This is a genomic window from Arsenicibacter sp. R0_47 (genome assembly GCF_057652235.1).
On record NZ_JBYFCJ010000034.1, the window covers coordinates 20,387 to 39,610 of the forward strand.

At 54.0% G+C, this 19,224-nt stretch carries 14 protein-coding genes; 9 read left to right on the forward strand and 5 right to left on the reverse strand.

The features are described from left to right. Positions 1 to 368 precede the first annotated feature (368 nt). The 4 genes from AC23NW_RS31190 (at position 369) to AC23NW_RS31205 (ending at position 6,776) form a co-directional block, all read left to right on the forward strand. Positions 369 to 1,754 (forward strand): MATE family efflux transporter, encoded by a 1,386-nt coding sequence (locus tag AC23NW_RS31190; protein ID WP_487454465.1) that lies wholly within the window; start codon positions 369 to 371, stop codon positions 1,752 to 1,754. Positions 1,755 to 1,821: 67 nt separating this feature from the next. Beyond that, positions 1,822 to 2,538 (forward strand): Nif3-like dinuclear metal center hexameric protein, encoded by a 717-nt coding sequence (locus tag AC23NW_RS31195; RefSeq protein WP_487454466.1) that lies wholly within the window; start codon positions 1,822 to 1,824, stop codon positions 2,536 to 2,538. A gap of 243 nt (positions 2,539 to 2,781) precedes the next feature. Continuing rightward, positions 2,782 to 6,231 carry a pyruvate carboxylase gene (locus AC23NW_RS31200; RefSeq protein WP_487454467.1) on the forward strand — a complete coding sequence of 1,150 codons (3,450 nt, stop codon included), beginning with the start codon at positions 2,782 to 2,784 and terminating at the stop codon, positions 6,229 to 6,231. 161 nt (positions 6,232 to 6,392) lie between these two features. Next, entirely contained in the window at positions 6,393 to 6,776 is a 384-nt protein-coding gene (locus tag AC23NW_RS31205; RefSeq protein ID WP_487454469.1) for a DUF4870 domain-containing protein, read from the forward strand. Positions 6,777 to 6,900: 124 nt separating this feature from the next. On the opposite strand, the gene AC23NW_RS31210 is transcribed toward AC23NW_RS31205, so the two are convergent. The 3 genes from AC23NW_RS31210 to AC23NW_RS31220 form a co-directional block, all read right to left on the reverse strand. Next, positions 6,901 to 7,110, reverse strand: a complete 210-nt coding sequence (locus tag AC23NW_RS31210) for a heavy-metal-associated domain-containing protein (RefSeq protein WP_487454471.1) — start codon at positions 7,108 to 7,110, stop codon at positions 6,901 to 6,903. A 4-nt stretch (positions 7,111 to 7,114) separates the two neighbouring features. After that, positions 7,115 to 9,367 carry a heavy metal translocating P-type ATPase gene (locus AC23NW_RS31215; RefSeq protein WP_487454473.1) on the reverse strand — a complete coding sequence of 751 codons (2,253 nt, stop codon included), beginning with the start codon at positions 9,365 to 9,367 and terminating at the stop codon, positions 7,115 to 7,117. Between the two features lie 101 nt (positions 9,368 to 9,468). Then, positions 9,469 to 10,065 (reverse strand): hypothetical protein, encoded by a 597-nt coding sequence (locus AC23NW_RS31220; protein WP_487454474.1) that lies wholly within the window; start codon positions 10,063 to 10,065, stop codon positions 9,469 to 9,471. 272 nt (positions 10,066 to 10,337) lie between these two features. On the opposite strand from AC23NW_RS31220, the gene AC23NW_RS31225 reads away from it, so the two are divergent. Further along, complete coding sequence (locus AC23NW_RS31225; protein ID WP_487454475.1) at positions 10,338 to 12,722, forward strand: DUF11 domain-containing protein; 2,385 nt, start codon at positions 10,338 to 10,340, stop codon at positions 12,720 to 12,722. Here AC23NW_RS31225 and kdsA read toward each other — a convergent pair. Beyond that, entirely contained in the window at positions 12,719 to 13,528 is an 810-nt protein-coding gene (gene kdsA, locus AC23NW_RS31230) for a 3-deoxy-8-phosphooctulonate synthase (protein ID WP_487454477.1), read from the reverse strand. The genes AC23NW_RS31225 and kdsA overlap by 4 nt on opposite strands. 293 nt (positions 13,529 to 13,821) lie before the next feature. On the opposite strand from kdsA, the gene AC23NW_RS31235 reads away from it, so the two are divergent. The 3 genes from AC23NW_RS31235 (at position 13,822) to rnc (ending at position 16,229) form a co-directional block, all read left to right on the forward strand. After that, on the forward strand, positions 13,822 to 14,061 hold the full coding sequence (locus AC23NW_RS31235; protein WP_293839391.1) for an acyl carrier protein: 240 nt from the start codon (positions 13,822 to 13,824) through the stop codon (positions 14,059 to 14,061). 150 nt (positions 14,062 to 14,211) lie between these two features. After that, positions 14,212 to 15,465, forward strand: a complete 1,254-nt coding sequence (gene fabF, locus AC23NW_RS31240) for a beta-ketoacyl-ACP synthase II (RefSeq protein ID WP_293839389.1) — start codon at positions 14,212 to 14,214, stop codon at positions 15,463 to 15,465. Next, complete coding sequence (gene rnc, locus AC23NW_RS31245; protein ID WP_293839387.1) at positions 15,465 to 16,229, forward strand: ribonuclease III; 765 nt, start codon at positions 15,465 to 15,467, stop codon at positions 16,227 to 16,229. Before fabF ends, rnc begins: the two co-directional genes overlap by 1 nt. A 3-nt stretch (positions 16,230 to 16,232) precedes the next feature. On the opposite strand, the gene AC23NW_RS31250 is transcribed toward rnc, so the two are convergent. Then, entirely contained in the window at positions 16,233 to 16,943 is a 711-nt protein-coding gene (locus AC23NW_RS31250; protein ID WP_487454479.1) for a sulfite exporter TauE/SafE family protein, read from the reverse strand. Between the two features lie 150 nt (positions 16,944 to 17,093). Here AC23NW_RS31250 and AC23NW_RS31255 point away from each other — a divergent pair, with 150 nt between their 5' ends. Continuing rightward, positions 17,094 to 19,157: a S9 family peptidase gene (locus AC23NW_RS31255; RefSeq protein WP_487454480.1), complete on the forward strand. Its 2,064-nt coding sequence runs from the start codon at positions 17,094 to 17,096 to the stop codon at positions 19,155 to 19,157. The last annotated feature ends 67 nt before the right edge of the window (positions 19,158 to 19,224 follow it).

Sequence of the window (19,224 nt, forward strand, 5' to 3'; positions counted from 1 at the left end):
CCGTCCATGGGTATAACCTGTTGTGATACCGCTAAATAACTGCTTTTGTCTAACTATGGATTACAAATAGCAGACTTTTCAAACTTATCACTACCTTTGCGGCTCAACGACAAACGTTCATGGTACTGATCACCTGCTAAGTCCCGTCCGGGTGCAAAGCCTCCCGCACGGGCGACCACTTCCTGTTACCGCCGTCACGCGCTCCCTGCCGTGATGCATAATTTCCTGTTTTCTTTTTTATCATTCATCTATCTGTCAATCCGGCATTTACCGTGTCGCGTTGGTCTGCTCCTGGTTTGCGCGGCAACCGCTGTATCGGTCTGCGGCACACCAAGCCACGATCATAGGCCGCAAAGTGCCTTTGCCTCATGAAAAAGTTTTTAAAACTATTACTGGCTGCGTTGAGCGGCTCAGAAAAAAATTATACAACCGTCAGTATCAACAAAGCGATTTTCCTGCTGTCCGTCCCGATGATTCTGGAGATGGTCATGGAGTCGCTGTTCGCCGTCGTTGACGTGTTTTTTGTTGCCAAAATCGGTACCGAAGCGGTAGCCACCGTCGGACTGACCGAGTCGGTCCTGACGCTGGTGTATTCCATTGCCATTGGCCTCAGTACTGCCGCGACCGCGCTTGTCTCCCGCCGCGTAGGCGAGGGCGATCACCGGTCGGCAGGCATGGCCGTGGGTCAGGTCATTCTGGTCTCGCTGGCGGCCTCACTCCTGCTCGGTATTCCTGGATTGCTTTGGGGTGACGAAATCCTGCGGCTCATGGGCGGCGATGAACGCCTGATTGCCAACGGCTCCGGCTTCACCCGCATGATTTTTGCCAGTTCACCAGCCATTATGCTGCTATATACGCTCAGCGGCGCCTTGCGTGGGGCCGGCGAAGCCTCCGTAGCCATGCGGTCGCTCTGGATTGCCAACGGTATCAACATTGTCCTGTGTCCAATCATGATCTTTGGTTGGGGCCCTATCCCGGCGATGGGCGTCATGGGGTCGGCCATCGCCACAACGGCCGGCCGGTCGGTCGGGATGATCTACCAGCTGAGCGCGTTTCTCGGTAATAAAAAGACCATTACCGTCTTTGGCAAAGACCTGCGTCCGAACGCTGATATGATCCGGCAACTGCTGGGGCTGGCCGCCGGTGGTACGGGGCAATTCCTGATCAGCTCCGCCAGCTGGGTGTTTCTGACCCGTATTTTATCGACGTTCGGCAGCGATGTGGTAGCCGGTTATACCATTGCGATCCGGATCATCATCTTTACCATTCTGCCATCGTGGGGTATGGCCAATGCGGCCGCTACGCTAGTAGGCCAGAATCTGGGCGCCAATCAGCCCGACCGGGCCGAAGCCTCGGCATGGCGGGCGGCTTTCTGCAACTTTGTGTTTCTGCTGCTGGTCGGTATTGGCTTTTACCTCGGCGCCGAACCGATTGTGCGGGTGTTCAATGACACGACGGCCGTGGTCGATATTGCAGTACAGTGCCTGCGGATTTTCTGCCTTGGATACGTATTCTGGGCCTATGGCATGGTCATCAGTCAGTCGTTCAACGGGGCAGGTGATACCAAAACGCCGACGATTATTAACATTATCTGCTTCTGGCTGATCGAAATTCCGCTGGCCTATGCCCTGGCCGAAGTCCTTAATTTCGGCCCGTCGGGCGTATTCTGGTCGGTCGCCATCAGCGAGTCGTTGCTGGCCGTAATCGCCGTCATCATTTTCCGGCAAGGGAAGTGGAAACTAGTAAAAGTGTAACAATACCTTTTCTCCGATGTTATTCCTATCTGCGGACCGTCTGCTATGGCGGCTCCGCAGATAGATTATGTCTGCACCAACCATTAACCGCATCCTTCAGCATCTGGACGAGCTGATGCACACCGACCGCTACGACACCGACGAACGTGGCGGCCTTTACGCCGGGAAAGCATCCGGCCATCCGGTTACCCGCCTCGGGCTGGCCCTTGAGCCGTGGCCGGGACTGACTGCCTGGGTTAAACAACAGCAACTGGATGCGGTCTGGCTGCATCGTCCCTGGAAGCTCTCTCCCAACGCCTTACCCGTTCCGGTTCTCTACCATCATCTCCCGTTTGACGAACAGCTTACGATGGGCTATAATGTCCAGCTGGCCAGCTGTTTACAGATGACCGGCCTTGAGGAATTCGGGTATAAGCAAGCGGTAAACGGCCTGCACCGCCCCATCGGCATGATCAGCAGTGTAGCCCCTGCTACGCAGCAACAGTGGGAGCATCAACTGAAAAGCATCTTTAATGGCTTCGAGATATCGGCAGGGCAGTTGACCGGAAATATTCAACGCGTAGCTGTTGTCGGTGCGATGAATGAGGCGTTACTGGACGAAGCTGTCAGCCGTGGCGTTGATCTGTACATCACCGGTCAGTACCGCCCGGCTGCGATGAAAACCCACCGGTCTCCGGCCGTTTTCGCTACCGGCCATGAGCGGTGTGAGCAATATGGACTCCGGACATTAGCCACCCTGTTGCCGGCAAGACTGCCGGAGACCACAATTATTCTTCATGCATGACTATCCTCATACTATGACTGCAATATTCTTATAAAAACTTGACTTTACCTTATATCCTTCGGCAAATTAAGGTTTTTCCAAAATTTTCAATGAAATTGCTCAACCATTAGCAAACACTTCGATCAGCATCCGCCTTAATTGAAAATTATGTAGTAATTGTAAACAATTTTCATCCTTCGGGTACAAGTTGTTTATGTGGTCATTCACTCTTTCGTTTGCCGGATAGCCGGTCATGAACCCAACATGAAAGAATACATCCGTCCGATTAATCGTTTGCTGGTTGCCAACCGGGGCGAAATCGCGATCCGCATCATGCGGGCCGCGACAGAATTAGGCATTACAACTGTTGCCGTTTACACGTACGAAGACCGCTATTCGCTTCACCGCTATAAAGCCGATGAAGCCTACCAGATCGGCCGCGATGATGAAACGCTCAAGCCTTACCTCGACATTGAAAGCATTATTGCGCTGGCCAAACATAAACGGATTGACGCCATTCACCCTGGTTATGGCTTCTTGTCTGAGAACGTAACGCTGGCCCGCCGGTGCCGCGAAGAGGGCATTATTTTCGTGGGTCCGTCTCCTGAGGCGATGGATGCGCTGGGCGATAAGGTACGGGCGAAAAACCTGGCGACCAAAGCGAATGTGCCGATGATTCCGGATTCCCGGCTCGATCTGTCGGACTTTAGCCTGGCCCAGTCAGAGGTGGAGCGGATCGGCTTTCCGGTGATGATTAAAGCGGCAGCCGGTGGCGGTGGCCGTGGTATGCGGGTGGTCCGGAATCCGGACGATTTCGAGCGGTCGTACAACGAGGCCCGTAACGAAGCAAAAAACGCGTTCGGCGACGATACAATTTTCCTCGAAAAGTTCATCGAAGACCCGAAACACATTGAGGTTCAGCTCCTCGGTGACCAGCACGGCAACCTGATTCACCTCTACGAGCGCGACTGTTCAGTGCAGCGCCGCTTCCAGAAAGTGGTCGAAGTGGCGCCGTCGTTTGGTCTCCGGCAGGACACCAAAAACAAACTGTATGAATATGCCCTGAAGATCGGGCGGCAGGCCGGCTACTACAACGCCGGTACCGTTGAGTTCCTGGTCGACCGGCAGGAAAATATCTACTTCATCGAAGTAAACCCACGGATTCAGGTTGAGCACACGATCACGGAAGAAGTAACGGGTATCGATCTGGTGCGGACGCAGATTCTGGTGGCGATGGGGTATAAACTGTCTGACAACGGTATTTACATCAATCACCAGGACGAAGTACCGCTCAACGGTTACGCCATCCAGTGCCGGATTACTACCGAAGACCCGGGCAACGGTTTCAAACCGGATTTCGGCACGATCACAGCTTACCGGAACGCGGCCGGCTTCGGCATCCGTCTCGACGAAGGCAGCAGCTACGCCGGTATGCGGATTTCGCCGTACTTCGACTCCATGATCGTGAAGGTTTCCGCCCGCGGACGGACGCTGAAAGGCGCGACCCAGCGACTGACCCGCGCCCTGATCGAGTTCCGGATACGTGGTGTAAAAACCAACATTTCGTTCCTGCTGAACGTTATCAGCCACCCGATTTTCCAGCGCGGTGAAGCACGGGTATCGTTCATTGAAAACCACCCTGAACTGTTCAATCTCCGGAAAACCAATGACCGGTCAACACGCGCCCTGCGCTACCTGGCCGAGGTGATTGTTAACGGCAATCCGGAAGTGAAATTTAAGGACCCGACAAAGGTTTTCCGCCAGCCGGTGGTACCTGCCTTCGACCCGTATGCGGCATATCCGAAAGGGAGTAAGGACATGCTCCGCGACCTGGGGCCGGAGAAGTTTACGCAGTGGGTCCGTGATCAGAAGCAGGTACTTTATACCGATACCACCTTCCGCGACGGCCACCAGTCGCTGCTCGCCACCCGTGTCCGGACGAAGGACATGCTGGCAGTAGCCGAAGGGTTTGCGAAAAGCCATCCGGAACTGTTTTCGATGGAAGTCTGGGGCGGCGCTACATTCGATGTAACGATGCGCTTCCTGCACGAAAACCCGTGGAAACGCCTGCAAGCCTTCCGTGAGGCCATGCCGAACATGTTGTTGCAGATGCTGTTCCGTGGCTCGAATGCGGTTGGTTACTCGGCCTACCCCGACAACCTGATTGAAGAATTTGTGGAAAAATCATGGGAGAACGGCATCGACGTCTTCCGGATTTTCGACTCCCTGAACTGGGTAGAAGCGATGAAAGTCAGTATCCGTGCCGTACGCGAGCGGACGACCGGTATTGCCGAAGCCGCCATCTGTTACACCGGCGACATCCTCGACCCGAATCAGCATAAATACACGCTTCAGTATTATCTTGACATGGCGCGTCAGCTCGAAGACGAAGGCGCGCACATGCTGGCAATCAAGGACATGGCCGGTCTGCTCAAGCCGCTGGCCGCCGAAAAGCTGGTTACGGAGCTGAAGAAAGCCGTAAACATCCCGATTCACCTGCATACCCACGATACGGCGGGTATTCAGGCCGCTACCTATCTGAAAGCCATCGACGCCGGTGTCGACATCGTTGACTGTGCGCTGGGTGCCTTATCGGGTCTGACATCTCAGCCGAACTTTAACTCGGTTGTAGCGATGATGAAAGGACATGAGCGCGAATGCCTCGTTGACCAGCACTCGCTCAATGCCTACTCAAACTACTGGGAAGATGTCCGCGAATGGTACTATCCGTTTGAGTCGGGTATGAAAGCCAGCAGCGCCGAAGTCTACGAAAACGAGATTCCGGGCGGCCAGTATTCGAACCTGAAACCGCAGGCCATTGCCCTTGGTCTGGGCGACAAGTTCGAGACGCTGAAGAAGAACTACTCGGTGGCCAACCAGCTGTTCGGCGACATCGTGAAGGTTACGCCATCGTCGAAAGTAGTCGGCGACATGGCCCTGTTCATGACCTCGAATAACCTGACGGCGCAGGATGTCCTCAGCCGCGGCGAGTCGCTGTCGTTCCCTGAGTCGGTGAAAGAACTGATGAAAGGCATTTTGGGGCAGCCTTACGGCGGCTTCCCGAAAGAGGTGCAGGATGTGGTGCTGAAAGGCGACGAACCACTGACCGGCCGGCCGAACGAGCACCTCGCCCCAATCAACTTTGACGAAGATTTCGCGAAATTCCAGGCGAAATATCCGCATAACGAAGGTTTCCTCGACTACCTGTCGTTCCAGATGTACCCGAAAGTCTACGACGAATATTACAAAGCCCGCGAACAGTACGGCGAGGTAAGTATTATTCCGACGCCGGCGTTCCTGTACGGCCTGAAAGAGAACGAAGAGATCATGATCCCGATCGACGAAGGCAAGAACATTCTGGTTCGGCTGCTCTTCATGTCGGAATCTGACGATCAGGGTATGCGGACGATCACGTTCGAACTGAACGGTCAAAGCCGTCAGGTAAAAGTCCGTGATAAGTCGCAGAAGGTTGACCGTCCCCAAAACCAGAAAGTCAGCAAGGACGGCGACGTCGGGACACCGCTACAGGGTCGTCTGTCGAAAATTATGGTGAAAGCCGGCGATGTGGTGAAGAAAAACCAGCCGCTGTTTGTGATCGAAGCCATGAAAATGGAAAGCATCGTGGCCGCCCCGCGCGAAGGCACCGTCAAGCAGGTTATTCTCCGCGAAGGCGTCGTTGTCGAGCAGGATGACTGGGTAGTAGAACTTGTCTGACAGCAGAAATGGTTGCGCATTATTAAAATACAAGTCACGATTTTATACCTTCTGAGGGGCAGCCGGACCGGCTGTCCCTTTTTTGTTTTACAGCCTCATAAATTATTGTCATTTCGCTGAAAATAAGTGACTATTATACTGTAAACCAAACCGGAACCCTCATGGAAAATCAACAACTGCCGCCACCGCCACCTGTTCAGCCACTCAATCCGCAGGACGAACGTACCTGGGCCATGCTGGCCCACCTGCTGGCCCTGACCGGCCTTATGATTCCTTTTGGCAGCATCATTGCCCCGCTTGTGGTTTGGCAGGTCTACAAAGACAGGTCAGCCTACGTTACCTATCACGCAAAGGAGTCCTTGAACTTTCACATTACAATCGCTCTTGCCTTAGTTGGTTGCTTTATCCTGGTATTTATTCTGGTCGGTTTTTTCCTGATCTGGATTGTAGGATTGGTCGCGCTGGTACTGACGGTTGTTGCCGGTATCCGGGCCAATAACGGCGAGTATTACCGATACCCGCTTTCTATACGGTTTATCAGCTAATGTAGCGCGGAAGGATACTCCCCGTTAAAAAATAGTGGCCCGACTGAATCAGCTGTCAGACAGTGATCTGTTTCAGTCGTGCCACTGTTATATGCACGTAGCCGGACTATCATTCCGGTTTACATCAGATTTTTTCGCCCTTATAACCGGCTCCGGCAAGGGCCTCCTGTACGGCTTCGGGCGTAGCACCGTCGGCGTCAACGGTAAGCACCCGCTGCGGGCTGGTTAAATCGACCGACCATTTTGTAACGCCTTCGAGCGCATCCAGTCCCGGGGTTACTTTCGCGACGCAGGCGCCACATTTGATATTGGTTTTGAACGTTAGTGTTTCCATTATTTTATAGTTTAATAAACCGTAATCGTAAGCTGTTGGTCACGACCGATACCGAGCTGAGGGCCATCGCCGCACCCGCAATCATCGGGCTTAGCAGGAAGCCGAACGCCGGATACAACGCCCCTGCCGCAATCGGAATACCAATCAGGTTGTAAATAAAGGCCCAGAATAAATTTTGCCGGATGGTCCGCACTGTCCGTCGGGATAACTGCAGCGCCTTCGCTACCAGCAGCAGATCGGAGCTGATCAGGGTCATGTGGGCCACGTCCATCGCAATGTCTGAGCCTTTACCCATGGCCATACTCACGTTTGCCCGCGCCAGTGCCTGTGAATCGTTGATACCGTCGCCGACCATGGCCACTACCCTGCCGTCGCGTTGCAGTTGCAACACCAGCTGCTCCTTATCGTCGGGCAACACAGCGGCACGGACCTGTGTTATGCCCACCTGACCGGCCACCGCCTTAGCCGTCTCTTCATTATCACCGGTCAACATCCAGACCTGAATGCCTTGTTGCTTCAATTGGTCAATAGCCGCCTTTGCGGTTGGTTTTACCGGATCGGTAATGCCCAGCACCGCCAGCACCTGCGTAGCATCCGCAAAAAAGACAACCGTCTTCGCCGACTGCCGTAACGACGCAGTCTGTTGCAGCAATTGATCCGGCAGCAAAATATGCTGTTCGTCCATCAGCCGCTGATTGCCGATCCAGTAGGTTTTATCGCCGGAAATCCCCTTTGCGCCCCGGCCGGTCAGGCTCTCAAAACCCGATAACACCGCATCCGGTACGTTCAGTGCCTCCACAACCGCCGTCGCCAGCGGGTGTTCCGACCGGCTTTCCAGGGCACGGAGTACAGCGGAAGCCGTCGGTACATCCACGCCATCGGCCCAATACCAGTCGGTGACCGTAGGTTTGCCAACCGTAATAGTACCCGTTTTATCGAGCACGACCGTATCCACCTTGTGCCCGAGCTCCAGGCTTTCGGCATCTTTGATCAGGATATTCAGGTCAGCCCCTTTCCCGATTCCGACCATAACCGCTGTCGGCGTTGCCAGCCCGAGCGCACAGGGACAGGCAATGACCAGCACCGTCACCATCGACATCAGGGCCTGCGGCAGTGCCTGTTCGCCGCCGAACACCAGCCAGGCAATGAACGTCAGCAATGCAATGCCCATGACTACCGGAACAAAGATACCGGCAATTTTATCGACCAGCTGCTGCACAGGGGCTTTACTGCCCTGCGCTTCCTGCACCCGCCGGATGATCTGCGCCAGAATGGTTTTGCCGCCGACCTGCTCAGCCACAAACAGAAAGCTGCCTTTCTGGTTCAGCGTACCGGCAAACACCGGACTACCGGCCGTTTTTCCAACCGGTACCGGCTCACCGGAAATCAGGCTTTCATCAACAAACGACTGACCGGACTGTACACGGCCATCGACCGCAATCTGCTCGCCGGGCCGTACTTGTACCACCATACCAGCCTGCACCTGCGCCAGCGGAATGGTCTGTTCCTGACCGCCGGCAATAATCCGCACTGTTTTCGGCTGAAGCCCCATCAGCTTTTTCAGGGATGCCGTCGTATTCGCCTTTGCCCGTTCTTCCAGCCATTTGCCCAGCAGGATAAAGGCAATCACGACCGTTGCCGACTCAAAATAAACATGCGGATGCTCAGCCTGCCCAATCCGGTGCCAGACGTCCGGAAAAATCGTATTGAAGGCGCTGTAGAGATAGGCAATACCGGTCGATAACGCCACCAGCGTGTCCATATTGGCTTTGCCGTGACGGGCCTGTTTCCAGGCATTCACAAAAAACGGCCAGCCAAAGCCGAATACCACGGGCGTGCTGAGTACCAGCATCATGTAGTTGGCATACGGTACGTTCATCAGAAACATGCCCAGAATGACAACCGGCACCGACAGTATGGCTGCGCCCATGAGGCGGCGGGTAAGCGACTGATACTGCTGCTGACGGGCAGCTTCGGCCTGCTGACGGCTTTCTTCCTCATCGTCTTCAATCACGAGGTCATAGCCAGCCTGCTGAACGGCCTGTTGGAGGGAAGGCAGATCCGTAGCCGCCGGATCATACTCGACGGCTACGGTCTGTGTAGCAAAATTGACCGAGGCATCGAACACCCCGGGCGTATATTTCAAGGTACTTTCTACGCTGACGGCACAGGCCGCACAACTCATTTCGAGTACGGGCAGCGTTTTGCGTCTATGTTGCTGACCGCCGCGGACGGGGTCTTTGGTTGTTGTTGCCATGTCAGGAAAGCACAGATGGCTGTGCTCTTTTGATAACAGGGCAAAGATACGGCCGGTTCATCCTGCCGGTTGTACAGGATTCAGTACCGGATGTGCAGGATTTATAGCCCGAGGAAACCGCCGCCTTTCCACGTCTTCCGCATACCGCGCAGGAGAATCAGAATGGCGAAAATACCAAACAGAATGGCCAGCAGATTGATTTTCAGCAAGGCAAAGACGACGGCCAGCAGGATAAGCACCACCCCCGCTTTAATATTCCAGTTGATCCGCTCCCAGGCCGTTTTCGGCTTTTTCTCAGGCAGCCCCAGAAACTCCCGCAGCGTCATACCCTTTCGCTGCGTTTTCGGTTTCGGGCGGGGCTGCTGCGGTTCAGTAACAGGCGCACTGGCCGATGCACCCAGCAACCGCTGAATATGCTGCAACCGGCGCTGTACCTGCTTGCCGGCCGACGTGGCCGCCACCTGCTGATCAGCACTTGCCACAACATCAGGCGTTATTGTTTCGGCAGGCAGTGCCTCGAAAGCGATTTCAGGCCGGGCTGTATCGGCAGGCATATCGGCCGGATGCACCGGCGCTACAGGCTGCTTTGTCGTAAAATGTTCAGTTGGCGTGCGCTGGAGTAAGGCGTACGGACGGTGGCAGGCAACCGTCGAAGTCAGTAATAGCAGGGCAAGCCCGCGAACCGGAATTTTTCTCATTCGGTAATTTTTGTCGAAAACGGACAGGCAAAAATTCCATTAAACAACGGTTAAGCCAAGCCCTGCGATATAATTAACCCGAAAAATTATTCATCTGCGCGGTTTTCAATCAGTCACGCTGTCTAAACCATACACTCAATTCAATCGTTTTTTGCCAAATTAGACTGCATCTTTGCAGGCAGGTAATTGATAATGTGCGGTCAGCAGGCTGCATAGCTGGTGGACGTTCCGGTACTGTTTCCACCCATTCATTCTTTCACTCATTTACATAAATGCGACGTCTGATCTGGCTGTTTTTACTGATAACTACACCTGTTTTTGCACAATTGCAGCTCACCGCTCCGGTAGCCCGCCTGGTTGTCCAGCGCGGCAGCGACGGTACCGGTAAGCTGTTGGTCAGCGGCCTGATCAACGGCGTGGCAGCCGATCAGATTGAGGCACAACTCACCCCCGTCTCGGCCGGTCAGGGAGTAGCAACAGGCTGGCAGGCGCTTCAGCGCGATCCGCAGAAAAACCTGTTTTACGGCGTCATCACCGGATCCGGCGGCTGGTACATACTGACCGTGCGGGCCACCCTCAACGGTGCCCTGGTTAACCAGACTACGCTGCAACCGGTCGGTATCGGTGAGGTCTTTATCACCGCCGGGCAGTCGAACTCTCGTGGCCTGGGGATCGGCGACAACGACCTCGGCGCCATCAGCGACCGCGTCAGTACCATCGATACGATCAACCATTATTATCCGCCCGGCAACTCGCCGCTTTTTTCGTCCGGCGATCCGATGCCCTATCCGACCTATAAGGCCTTATCGGCCACGCGGCGTGTTTTCCCGATGGGCGAAAGTTCGTGGGGCTGGGGCGAGTTGGGTGATTATATTGTCAACCGCTACAATGTGCCGGTTGCGTTCTACGACGCCGGCTGGGATTCATCGACGATCGAAAACTGGATTAATACCGCTAATGGCATTCCGGCCTGTAACCGCTACTGGTGTAACGGCGACTGGCCTAACCTACAGCCGTATACCAACCTCAAAAACCTGTTGCAGTATTACGGGTCAACGGGCGGCGTACGGGCCGTTCTCTGGCATCAGGGTGAAGCCGAATACGGCGATAACGGCAGCGGCAGTGTACCGTTCTATGCCGACCGCCTCCGGCAGCTGATCCAGCGCAGCCGTCAGGATTTTAACAACCGGAACGTCCCGTGGATGATTGCCCGCGCCTCGTTTGACGGTTCGGTCAACAAACCGGATCTGATCACCAAACAGATTGAGGTTGTCAATACCGGCGGACTTAATGCGTTTCTGGGTCCATTTAACGACACGATCATTAACCGGAATGCCGGTTCGGTGGACGTTCACTTCCGCAACAGCCAGCGGGTAACGCCGTTTCCGTACTATTACCTGAATCCTAACAGTATTCCGGCCGATATGGGGCTTTCGCGCTTTGCCCGTAACTGGAACACAAGTCTCGACAATTCATTTTTCCAGTCTGCTACACCGGTGCTGCCCGATCAGCTGGCGGTTACCGGCCCGGTCGCCAAAGTGATGCAGGCAGGCAGCAGCGTGACGGTTGCCTTTGTCACAACCGGAACCTTCAATAACGATAATCAATGGCAGGTGCAGTTGCTTGATGCGCAGGGGCGTTTCGTAACGTTGCTGGGGGGCGGCAGCAGCAGCCCGATTACCGTAAATCTGCTGGGCTCGATTACATCCGGCAGCTACCGGATCCGCGTAGTGGCTACCAATCCCGTCGTGCCCGGCGTACCGTCCAATATCTTTCAGATTGGTACACCACCCACGCCCACCGACCTTCAGCTGACGCAGACGGCCAGCCGGCGGACCGTACCGATTAACGATACAGCAACAATTACGCTGCGTGTGCTGAACCAGGGACCGGCAACGGCTACAAATGTGGTGGTGCAGGATCGGTTACCGGCCAATATGGTGTTTGATGCCGGTTCGGGTATTGTTCATCAGAATGGGGTGGTGTCGGCTACTTTTACGCAGATTCCGGCCGGTTCGACGGTATCGGCCAGTTTCCGGGTGCGGATCACGGCTTCGGGCGTTTACCGGAATGCCGCCGAAATCATGCAGGTTGACAACACCGATCCCGACAGCCGCCCGGGCTCCGGCACCGCCGACGGGGAAGACGATGCCGCCATTACCGACATCCGGACAACGCCGGTCAGCGATTCGGCCGTTTATGCCTCACCAAACCCGAACCAGTTTCCGGTCCCCGCTGTCCAGTCAAATCAGCCGGCTCCGGACCCAAATCTGGCTGATTTATCGGTCCGCCTCGTCGTCAGCAACCGGGCGCCTAACCTGAATGACATACTTACTTATACCGTTTTTGTGAGTAATGCAGGAGGAGCAACCGCCGGTAACATTAACCTGGCGGCCTATCTACCGGCGGGTCAGCAGTTTGTGCCGGGTAACTCATTCAGTCAGAATGGCAATACGCTGACGGCAACCATTGGCAGCCTGGCCGCAAACAGCACGGCGCAGCTGATTTTCCGGACACAGGTAACGGGCAGCGGGCAAAGTCTGGTGAACCTTCAGATCACGGCTGCTTCGCCCGCCGACCCCGACTCTACGCCCAATAACGGCACCGACAACGGAGAAGACGATACTACGCAGGTCGATATACGGGTAAAGCCTTAAAGAATGCTTTCACGGACCCGCACCAGCCGTTCGAGCAGTCCCTGTAGCTGATCAAGCGGCAACATATTAGCCCCGTCTGATTTGGCTTTGGCCGGGACAGGGTGCGTTTCAATAAACAGGCCGTCGGCACCGACAGCGATAGCGGCTTTGGAAATCGTGGCGATCAGCGCCGGTTTACCGCCCGTTACGCCCGATGCCTGATTAGGCTGCTGCAGCGAGTGCGTACAATCCATCACCACCGGTACGCCAAACTGCTGCATCGCCGGTATGTTCCGGTAATCAACAACCAGATCGCCATAGCCGAATGAGTTACCGCGGTCGGTCAGGATCACGGTGGCCTCAGGATTTACCGATTTTACCTTTTCAACGGCAAAGCCCATGCTTTCACCTGACAGAAACTGGCCCTTTTTGATGTTAACGGCCTTTCCGGTTTTGGCCGCTGCCTCCAGCAATTCCGTTTGGCGGCACAAAAAGGCCGGAATCTGGAGTACATCCACCGCTTCGGCTGCCATGGCGGCTTCGTCAGATTCGTGGATGTCAGTCACCGTCGGAATGTCAAACGTGCGGCCTACTTCAGCCAGCACTGACAGGGCCAGTTCATCGCCGATACCGGTGAATGAGTTTGCTTTTGTCCGGTTGGCCTTGCGGTAAGATCCCTTGAAAATGTAGGGTATACGGAGCTTATCGGTGATTGTTACAATCTGTTCAGCAATACGTAATGCCATATCACGCCCCTCGATGGCACAGGGTCCCGCCATCAGAAAAAAGCCGGACGAATCGGTATGTTTTAACTTTGTTAACTGCATGTTTTACGGATTTTCCTGGAAATGCAAAGTTTGCAAAAAGCCAATGATTCTTTGGTCACTCCTGCTTGACAAGAACAGGTTTTATACTGGAAAAGTGGATAATTCCATAGGAATGCCTGGTTGGAGCATGCCGGTCAATTTACCTTTTTTAGCTCTATAAGCTACTGACTATAAATAAGATAAACCACTAACTAACAAAAGAAATTAACGTTTCACCATCCAAAAAATTGTTTGACAATAAGGAGATAAATGGTTTTCTTTGCGTCGTTTTTTAACCCCAATGGACTACTAAAATGTCGGAAATTGCAACTAAAGTTAAAGCGATTATCGTTGAAAAACTGGGTGTAGAAGAGTCTGAAGTTACCCCTGAGGCAAGCTTCACTAATGACCTGGGTGCTGATTCACTGGATACAGTTGAGTTGATCATGGAATTCGAGAAAGAATTTAACATTTCTATTCCTGACGATCAGGCCGAAAACATCGGTACAGTTGGTCAGGCAGTTTCTTACCTGGAAGAAAACGCCGGTAAGTAATTATGTTTTACAGTTGTAGAGTTGTTACGGTTCAGCGTTCGCTAAAACAACTCTGTAGGCTGGTCTCACTCTACAACTATAAAACTTTTTCCTGTTACTTTACAGAGTTCAGAATGAGCTCTTTTGACTTTTCCCCTACAGTCCATCTGTATGACGCTTAGACGAGTTGTCGTGACGGGCCTCGGTGCTTTAACACCGATTGGCAACGACGTTCCTACTTACTGGGATAATTTAGCTGCCGGTACCAGTGGTGCTGGCCCCATCACCAAATTTGACGCCAGCAAATTCAAAACACAGTTTGCCTGTGAATTGAAAGGACTGGATGTGACACAGTACATTCCTCGTCAGGATGCCCGCAAGATGGATCCCTTCACGCACTATGCGCTGATCGCTGCCGATCAGGCAGTACGTGATTCAGGGTTAAATCTGGATACCATCAACAAAAATAAAGTCGGTGTAATCTGGGGTTCCGGCATTGGCGGCCTTAAATCATTCGAAGAAGAGGTCATCAACTATGCCCAGGGCGACGGTACGCCACGACTGAATCCGTTCTTCATCGTGCGGATGATTGCCGATAGCGCGCCGGGTCAGATTTCGATGCGCTACGGTTTCCGCGGACCAAACTACGTAACGGTTTCGGCCTGTGCGTCGAGTCTGAACGCGATGATCGATGCGTTTAACTACATCCGTCTCGGCCGGATCAACATCTGTGTGACCGGTGGTTCAGAGGCAGCAGTAACCCGTGCCGGTGTCGGTGGTTTTAATGCCAACCGTGCCTTGTCGGAGCGTAACGATTCGCCGGAAACAGCATCGCGTCCGTACGACAAAGACCGTGACGGATTCGTGCTGGGAGAAGGGGCCGGTGCCCTGATTCTGGAAGAATACGAACATGCCAAAGCGCGTGGTGCCAAAATCTACGCCGAGCTGATCGGTGGCGGTATGTCATCCGATGCGTATCACATCACAGCCCCGCACCCTGATGGCTTAGGCGCCTACCTGGGTATGCAGGATGCGATGGAGGATGCCGGCATCAAGCCTGAAGACATTGATTACATTAACACACACGGTACATCAACCCCGATTGGTGACCCGCAGGAGCTGAAGGCGATTGAGAAAATCTTTGGTGAGCATGCGTTCAACATGAACATCAGCTCAACCAAATCGCAGATCGGCCACTTACTGGGTGCCGCCGGTGCGGTTGAAGCCATTGCGTGTTTGTTTGCGTTAGAACGCCAGATCGTTCCGCCAACCATTAACCACTTTACGGCCGATCCTGAAATTGATCCGCGTTTTAACCTGACGCTGAATCATGCCCAGCCCCGTAAAATGACAACGGTGATGAGCAACGGGTTTGGCTTCGGTGGGCATAATGCTTCCGTTATTTTCCGAAAACTTTCTGAATAGTGCAGTTGGCCTTGTCGCGCAGCGTTTTTCACCCCATACTGAGTTTTCTCCGGCTTGCTGACCTTGAGTCAAAACAAAAGCTGAAGAAGTCTATTACGCACATTATCGGCGAACGGCCTTCTAATATAGGGTTGTACCAAATGGCGCTGCGCCACTCGTCTGCCTCGAAAGAGACAGTTATTCAGGGTTTCCGCGAGTCAAATGAACGTCTTGAGTATCTGGGCGATGCCGTGCTTGGCATGGTCATCGCCGAGTTTCTCTTTAAGAAATACCCCTACAAGGACGAAGGCTTCCTGACTGAAATCCGCTCCCGCATCGTCAACCGGGAAGTGCTTAACGGCATTTCACGGAAGATCGGGCTCGACCGGCTTATTGAATATGACGGAAGCCGGACCCGGAATCTCCCCGCCCGTACATCCATGTACGGCGATGCGCTCGAAGCCCTTGTCGGTGCGGTTTACCTCGACAAAGGCTTCCGCTTTACCCGCCGGTTTATCCTGAAAGAACTGCTGACGCATTATGACCTTGACGCCGTTGTCAACAACAACGCAAACTTCAAGAGCCGTCTGATCGAATGGGCGCAACGCGAAGGCAAGGAAATCCGGTTTGAAATTATTTCGGAAAAAGGCAACAGCCACTACCGCGAGTTTATCGCGCAGGTACTGGTTGATGATGAGCCTTACACCACCGGCAGCGGCTATTCGAAGAAGAAAGCCGAGCAGTCGGCGGCGGAAAAGGCCTTTGAAATGCTACAGCTGAAATAATCCTTACGGGTTCAGCAGCGTATACAACCCTACTAATAAAATCAGGAGCAGTGAAATAAACCGGAAACGCTCGTACGTCAGCCGGTCAAGGATGATTTTGCCGATATACGAACCGGCGCCCGATACCAGTAACAGCGGTATTGCCAGCATCAGGTCGTCCGACGCCAGATAATCCTGTACGACATAGACACCGAAACGGGTAGCATCGACGCCCAGATCAATCAGCGCCGAAGTCGCCAGAAAGACCGCCTTATCCACCCGGAACGCGGATAGTGTCAGACCGCGGATTGCCCCGCCTGTGCCGACCAGACCCGCCATAAAGCCCGCAAGCCCTCCCCCCACAGCCGCGTTGGTATTCGTCGGCTGAATGGTAAAGTCCGGCCGCAGCAGCAGAAATCCGGCAAACAGACACATAAATATGCCCAGTACGTACGTGGCTGTTTCGCCCGGAATGTAACGTGACAGCCAGGCACCGGCTATTACCAACAGGATACTCGGCACGCCGATTTTTATAAACAGCATCCAGTCAATGCCCTCCCTGAAAAGCGCGATTTTTGACACATTACTGAACAGGTGCAGCATGGCCGTAATGCCCAGCGCACGGTGGAATCCAAAGAAGTGAATCGCCAGCGGCACAAAAAACAGCGATGAGCCGAAGCCGCCGACGGTGCCGACAATTTCGGCAAGGAGCGCCAGTATATAGAAAACAATCATACCATCATTTTACCTGCTGAAAAGTAGGATTTTCTCCGCATTTTACCAGCTATTTTCCGTTTTTTACGGGCGAGATGACCGGAGCCGGGCAGCAGCGGCAACCTTTCCGGCTCAAAGCGGTGTTAAACACATACATCAGTACCTTTTACCATGACAAATACGCTGACTCCGCCCGTGGCGGCCCCAAAACCAACTGAACTGACTACCCACGGGCATACCCGTATTGACCCATATTATTACCTCAACGACCGCGAAAATCCGGAAGTAATCGACTACCTCAACGCAGAAAACGACTATCTGGAACAGGTACTGGCGCCCGTAAAGGAGTTCCGCGAAGCCTTGTTTACGGAGATGAAAAACCGGATTAAGGAGCAGGACGAGTCGGTGCCCTACAAAGACGGGGACTATTTTTACTACTCGCGCTTTGAAACCGGCGGCGAATATCCGGTTCTATGCCGCAAAAAAGGTTCGCTGGCCGCAGAAGAAGAAATACTCTTTGATTGTAACGCGCTGGCAGCAGGCCACGACTACTACAACCTGGGCGGCTACGAAATTTCGGATAACGACGAGCTGGCCGCTTTCGGCGAAGATACGGTCAGCCGCCGTAACTATACCCTCCGGATTAAGAACCTGAAAACGGGCGACATTTACCCCGAAAGCATTGCCGATACGGAAGGCGGCAGCTATGCGTGGGCAGCCGATAACAAACACCTGTTCTATATCCGCCGCGATCAGCAAACGCTGCTGGGCTACCAGGTCTACCGCCATGAACTCGGTACCGATCCGGCGCAGGATGTGCTGGTATACGAAGAACAGGACAACCAGTTTTACATGGGCCTGTACAGGATGAAGTCGAAAAAATACATTGCCGTTGTGTCGGACCATAACGGCGTTTCGACGGAATACCAGCTGCTTGACGCCAGCCAGCCGACTGCGGCCTTTGCCACATTCTACCCGCGTGAACGGGGCCATGAATACAGTCTGGAGCACTTCCGGGATACGTTCTATGTCCGGACCAACGACGAAGCCGAAAACTTCCGGCTCATGGCCGTTAAGGAAGGGTTGCAGGCCGATAAGGCAAACTGGCAGGAAGTGATTGCACACCGGCCGGATGTGTATCTGGAGCAGATGGAAGTATTTGCCAACCACCTGGTGCTGGGTGAACGCCGCGAGGGACTGGTGCAGCTGCGGGTGGTTAATCAGCAAACGCAGGAAGAGCATTACCTTGATTTCGGCGAACCGGCCTACGACGCCGGTATTTCAGTGAATGCCGATTTCAATACCAATGTGCTCCGGTTCGGCTATTCGTCGTTGACCACGCCGGGCTCCACGTTTGACTACAACATGGATACCCGCGAAAAAACGCTTCTGAAGCAACAGGAAGTGCTGGGCAGTTTTGACCGGACCAACTATGTGTCGGAGCGGATTTATGCCACTGCCCGCGACGGTGTTCAGGTACCTATCTCAATCGTTTACCGGAACGATACGCCTATCGACGGTTCGGCCCCGCTGCTTCAGTATGCCTATGGTTCCTACGGCTACTCCATCGACCCGACGTTTAGTTCGACGCGCCTGAGTCTGCTCGACCGCGGCTTTATCTATGCCATCGCCCACATCCGGGGTGGTCAGGAAATGGGCCGCCGGTGGTATGAGGATGGCAAAATGCTGAAAAAGCAGAACACCTTTACCGATTTTGTCGATTGCTCGGAGCATCTGCTCAAGGCCGGGTATACGCAGACGGACCGCCTTTTTGCGATGGGCGGCAGTGCGGGTGGCTTACTGATGGGTGCCGTTATCAACCTGCGCCCCGATCTGTACAAAGGGGTTGTGGCGGCGGTGCCGTTTGTCGATGTGGTTACGACCATGCTTGATGAAAGCATTCCGCTTACGACCGGCGAATTTGAGGAATGGGGAAACCCCAAGCAGCAGGTTTATTACGACTACATGCTGTCCTACTCGCCCTACGACAATGTTGAGGCCAAGGCATACCCGAACCTGCTCGTTACCACCGGCCTGCACGATTCGCAGGTGCAGTATTGGGAACCGGCCAAGTGGGTCGCCAAACTCCGGACGCTGAAAACCGACACGAACCAGCTGTTGCTGCACACCAATATGGAGGCAGGTCACGGGGGCGCATCGGGACGTTTTCAGGCGCTGAAAGACATTGCGCTGGATTTTGCCTTTATCCTGAATCTGATGGGAATACGAAGTTAATCACTGTGATGGCGCGACTACGAAAAAAAGCCTCGTCGTCGCGCCATCACGACAGTTTCCCAATTAA

What these genes read in the sequence shown, in the direction of transcription:
- AC23NW_RS31255 (WP_487454480.1), top strand. Translation starts at nt 17,094, where the DNA reads ATGACAAATACGCTGACTCCGCCCGTGGCGGCCCCAAAACCAACTGAA.
- AC23NW_RS31205 (WP_487454469.1), top strand. Translation starts at nt 6,393, where the DNA reads ATGGAAAATCAACAACTGCCGCCACCGCCACCTGTTCAGCCACTCAAT.
- AC23NW_RS31215 (WP_487454473.1), bottom strand. Translation starts at nt 9,367, where the DNA reads ATGGCAACAACAACCAAAGACCCCGTCCGCGGCGGTCAGCAACATAGA.
- fabF (WP_293839389.1), top strand. Translation starts at nt 14,212, where the DNA reads ATGACGCTTAGACGAGTTGTCGTGACGGGCCTCGGTGCTTTAACACCG.
- AC23NW_RS31220 (WP_487454474.1), bottom strand. Translation starts at nt 10,065, where the DNA reads ATGAGAAAAATTCCGGTTCGCGGGCTTGCCCTGCTATTACTGACTTCG.
- AC23NW_RS31200 (WP_487454467.1), top strand. Translation starts at nt 2,782, where the DNA reads ATGAAAGAATACATCCGTCCGATTAATCGTTTGCTGGTTGCCAACCGG.
- AC23NW_RS31190 (WP_487454465.1), top strand. Translation starts at nt 369, where the DNA reads ATGAAAAAGTTTTTAAAACTATTACTGGCTGCGTTGAGCGGCTCAGAA.
- AC23NW_RS31235 (WP_293839391.1), top strand. Translation starts at nt 13,822, where the DNA reads ATGTCGGAAATTGCAACTAAAGTTAAAGCGATTATCGTTGAAAAACTG.
- AC23NW_RS31250 (WP_487454479.1), bottom strand. Translation starts at nt 16,943, where the DNA reads ATGATTGTTTTCTATATACTGGCGCTCCTTGCCGAAATTGTCGGCACC.
- kdsA (WP_487454477.1), bottom strand. Translation starts at nt 13,528, where the DNA reads ATGCAGTTAACAAAGTTAAAACATACCGATTCGTCCGGCTTTTTTCTG.
- AC23NW_RS31195 (WP_487454466.1), top strand. Translation starts at nt 1,822, where the DNA reads ATGTCTGCACCAACCATTAACCGCATCCTTCAGCATCTGGACGAGCTG.
- AC23NW_RS31210 (WP_487454471.1), bottom strand. Translation starts at nt 7,110, where the DNA reads ATGGAAACACTAACGTTCAAAACCAATATCAAATGTGGCGCCTGCGTC.
- AC23NW_RS31225 (WP_487454475.1), top strand. Translation starts at nt 10,338, where the DNA reads ATGCGACGTCTGATCTGGCTGTTTTTACTGATAACTACACCTGTTTTT.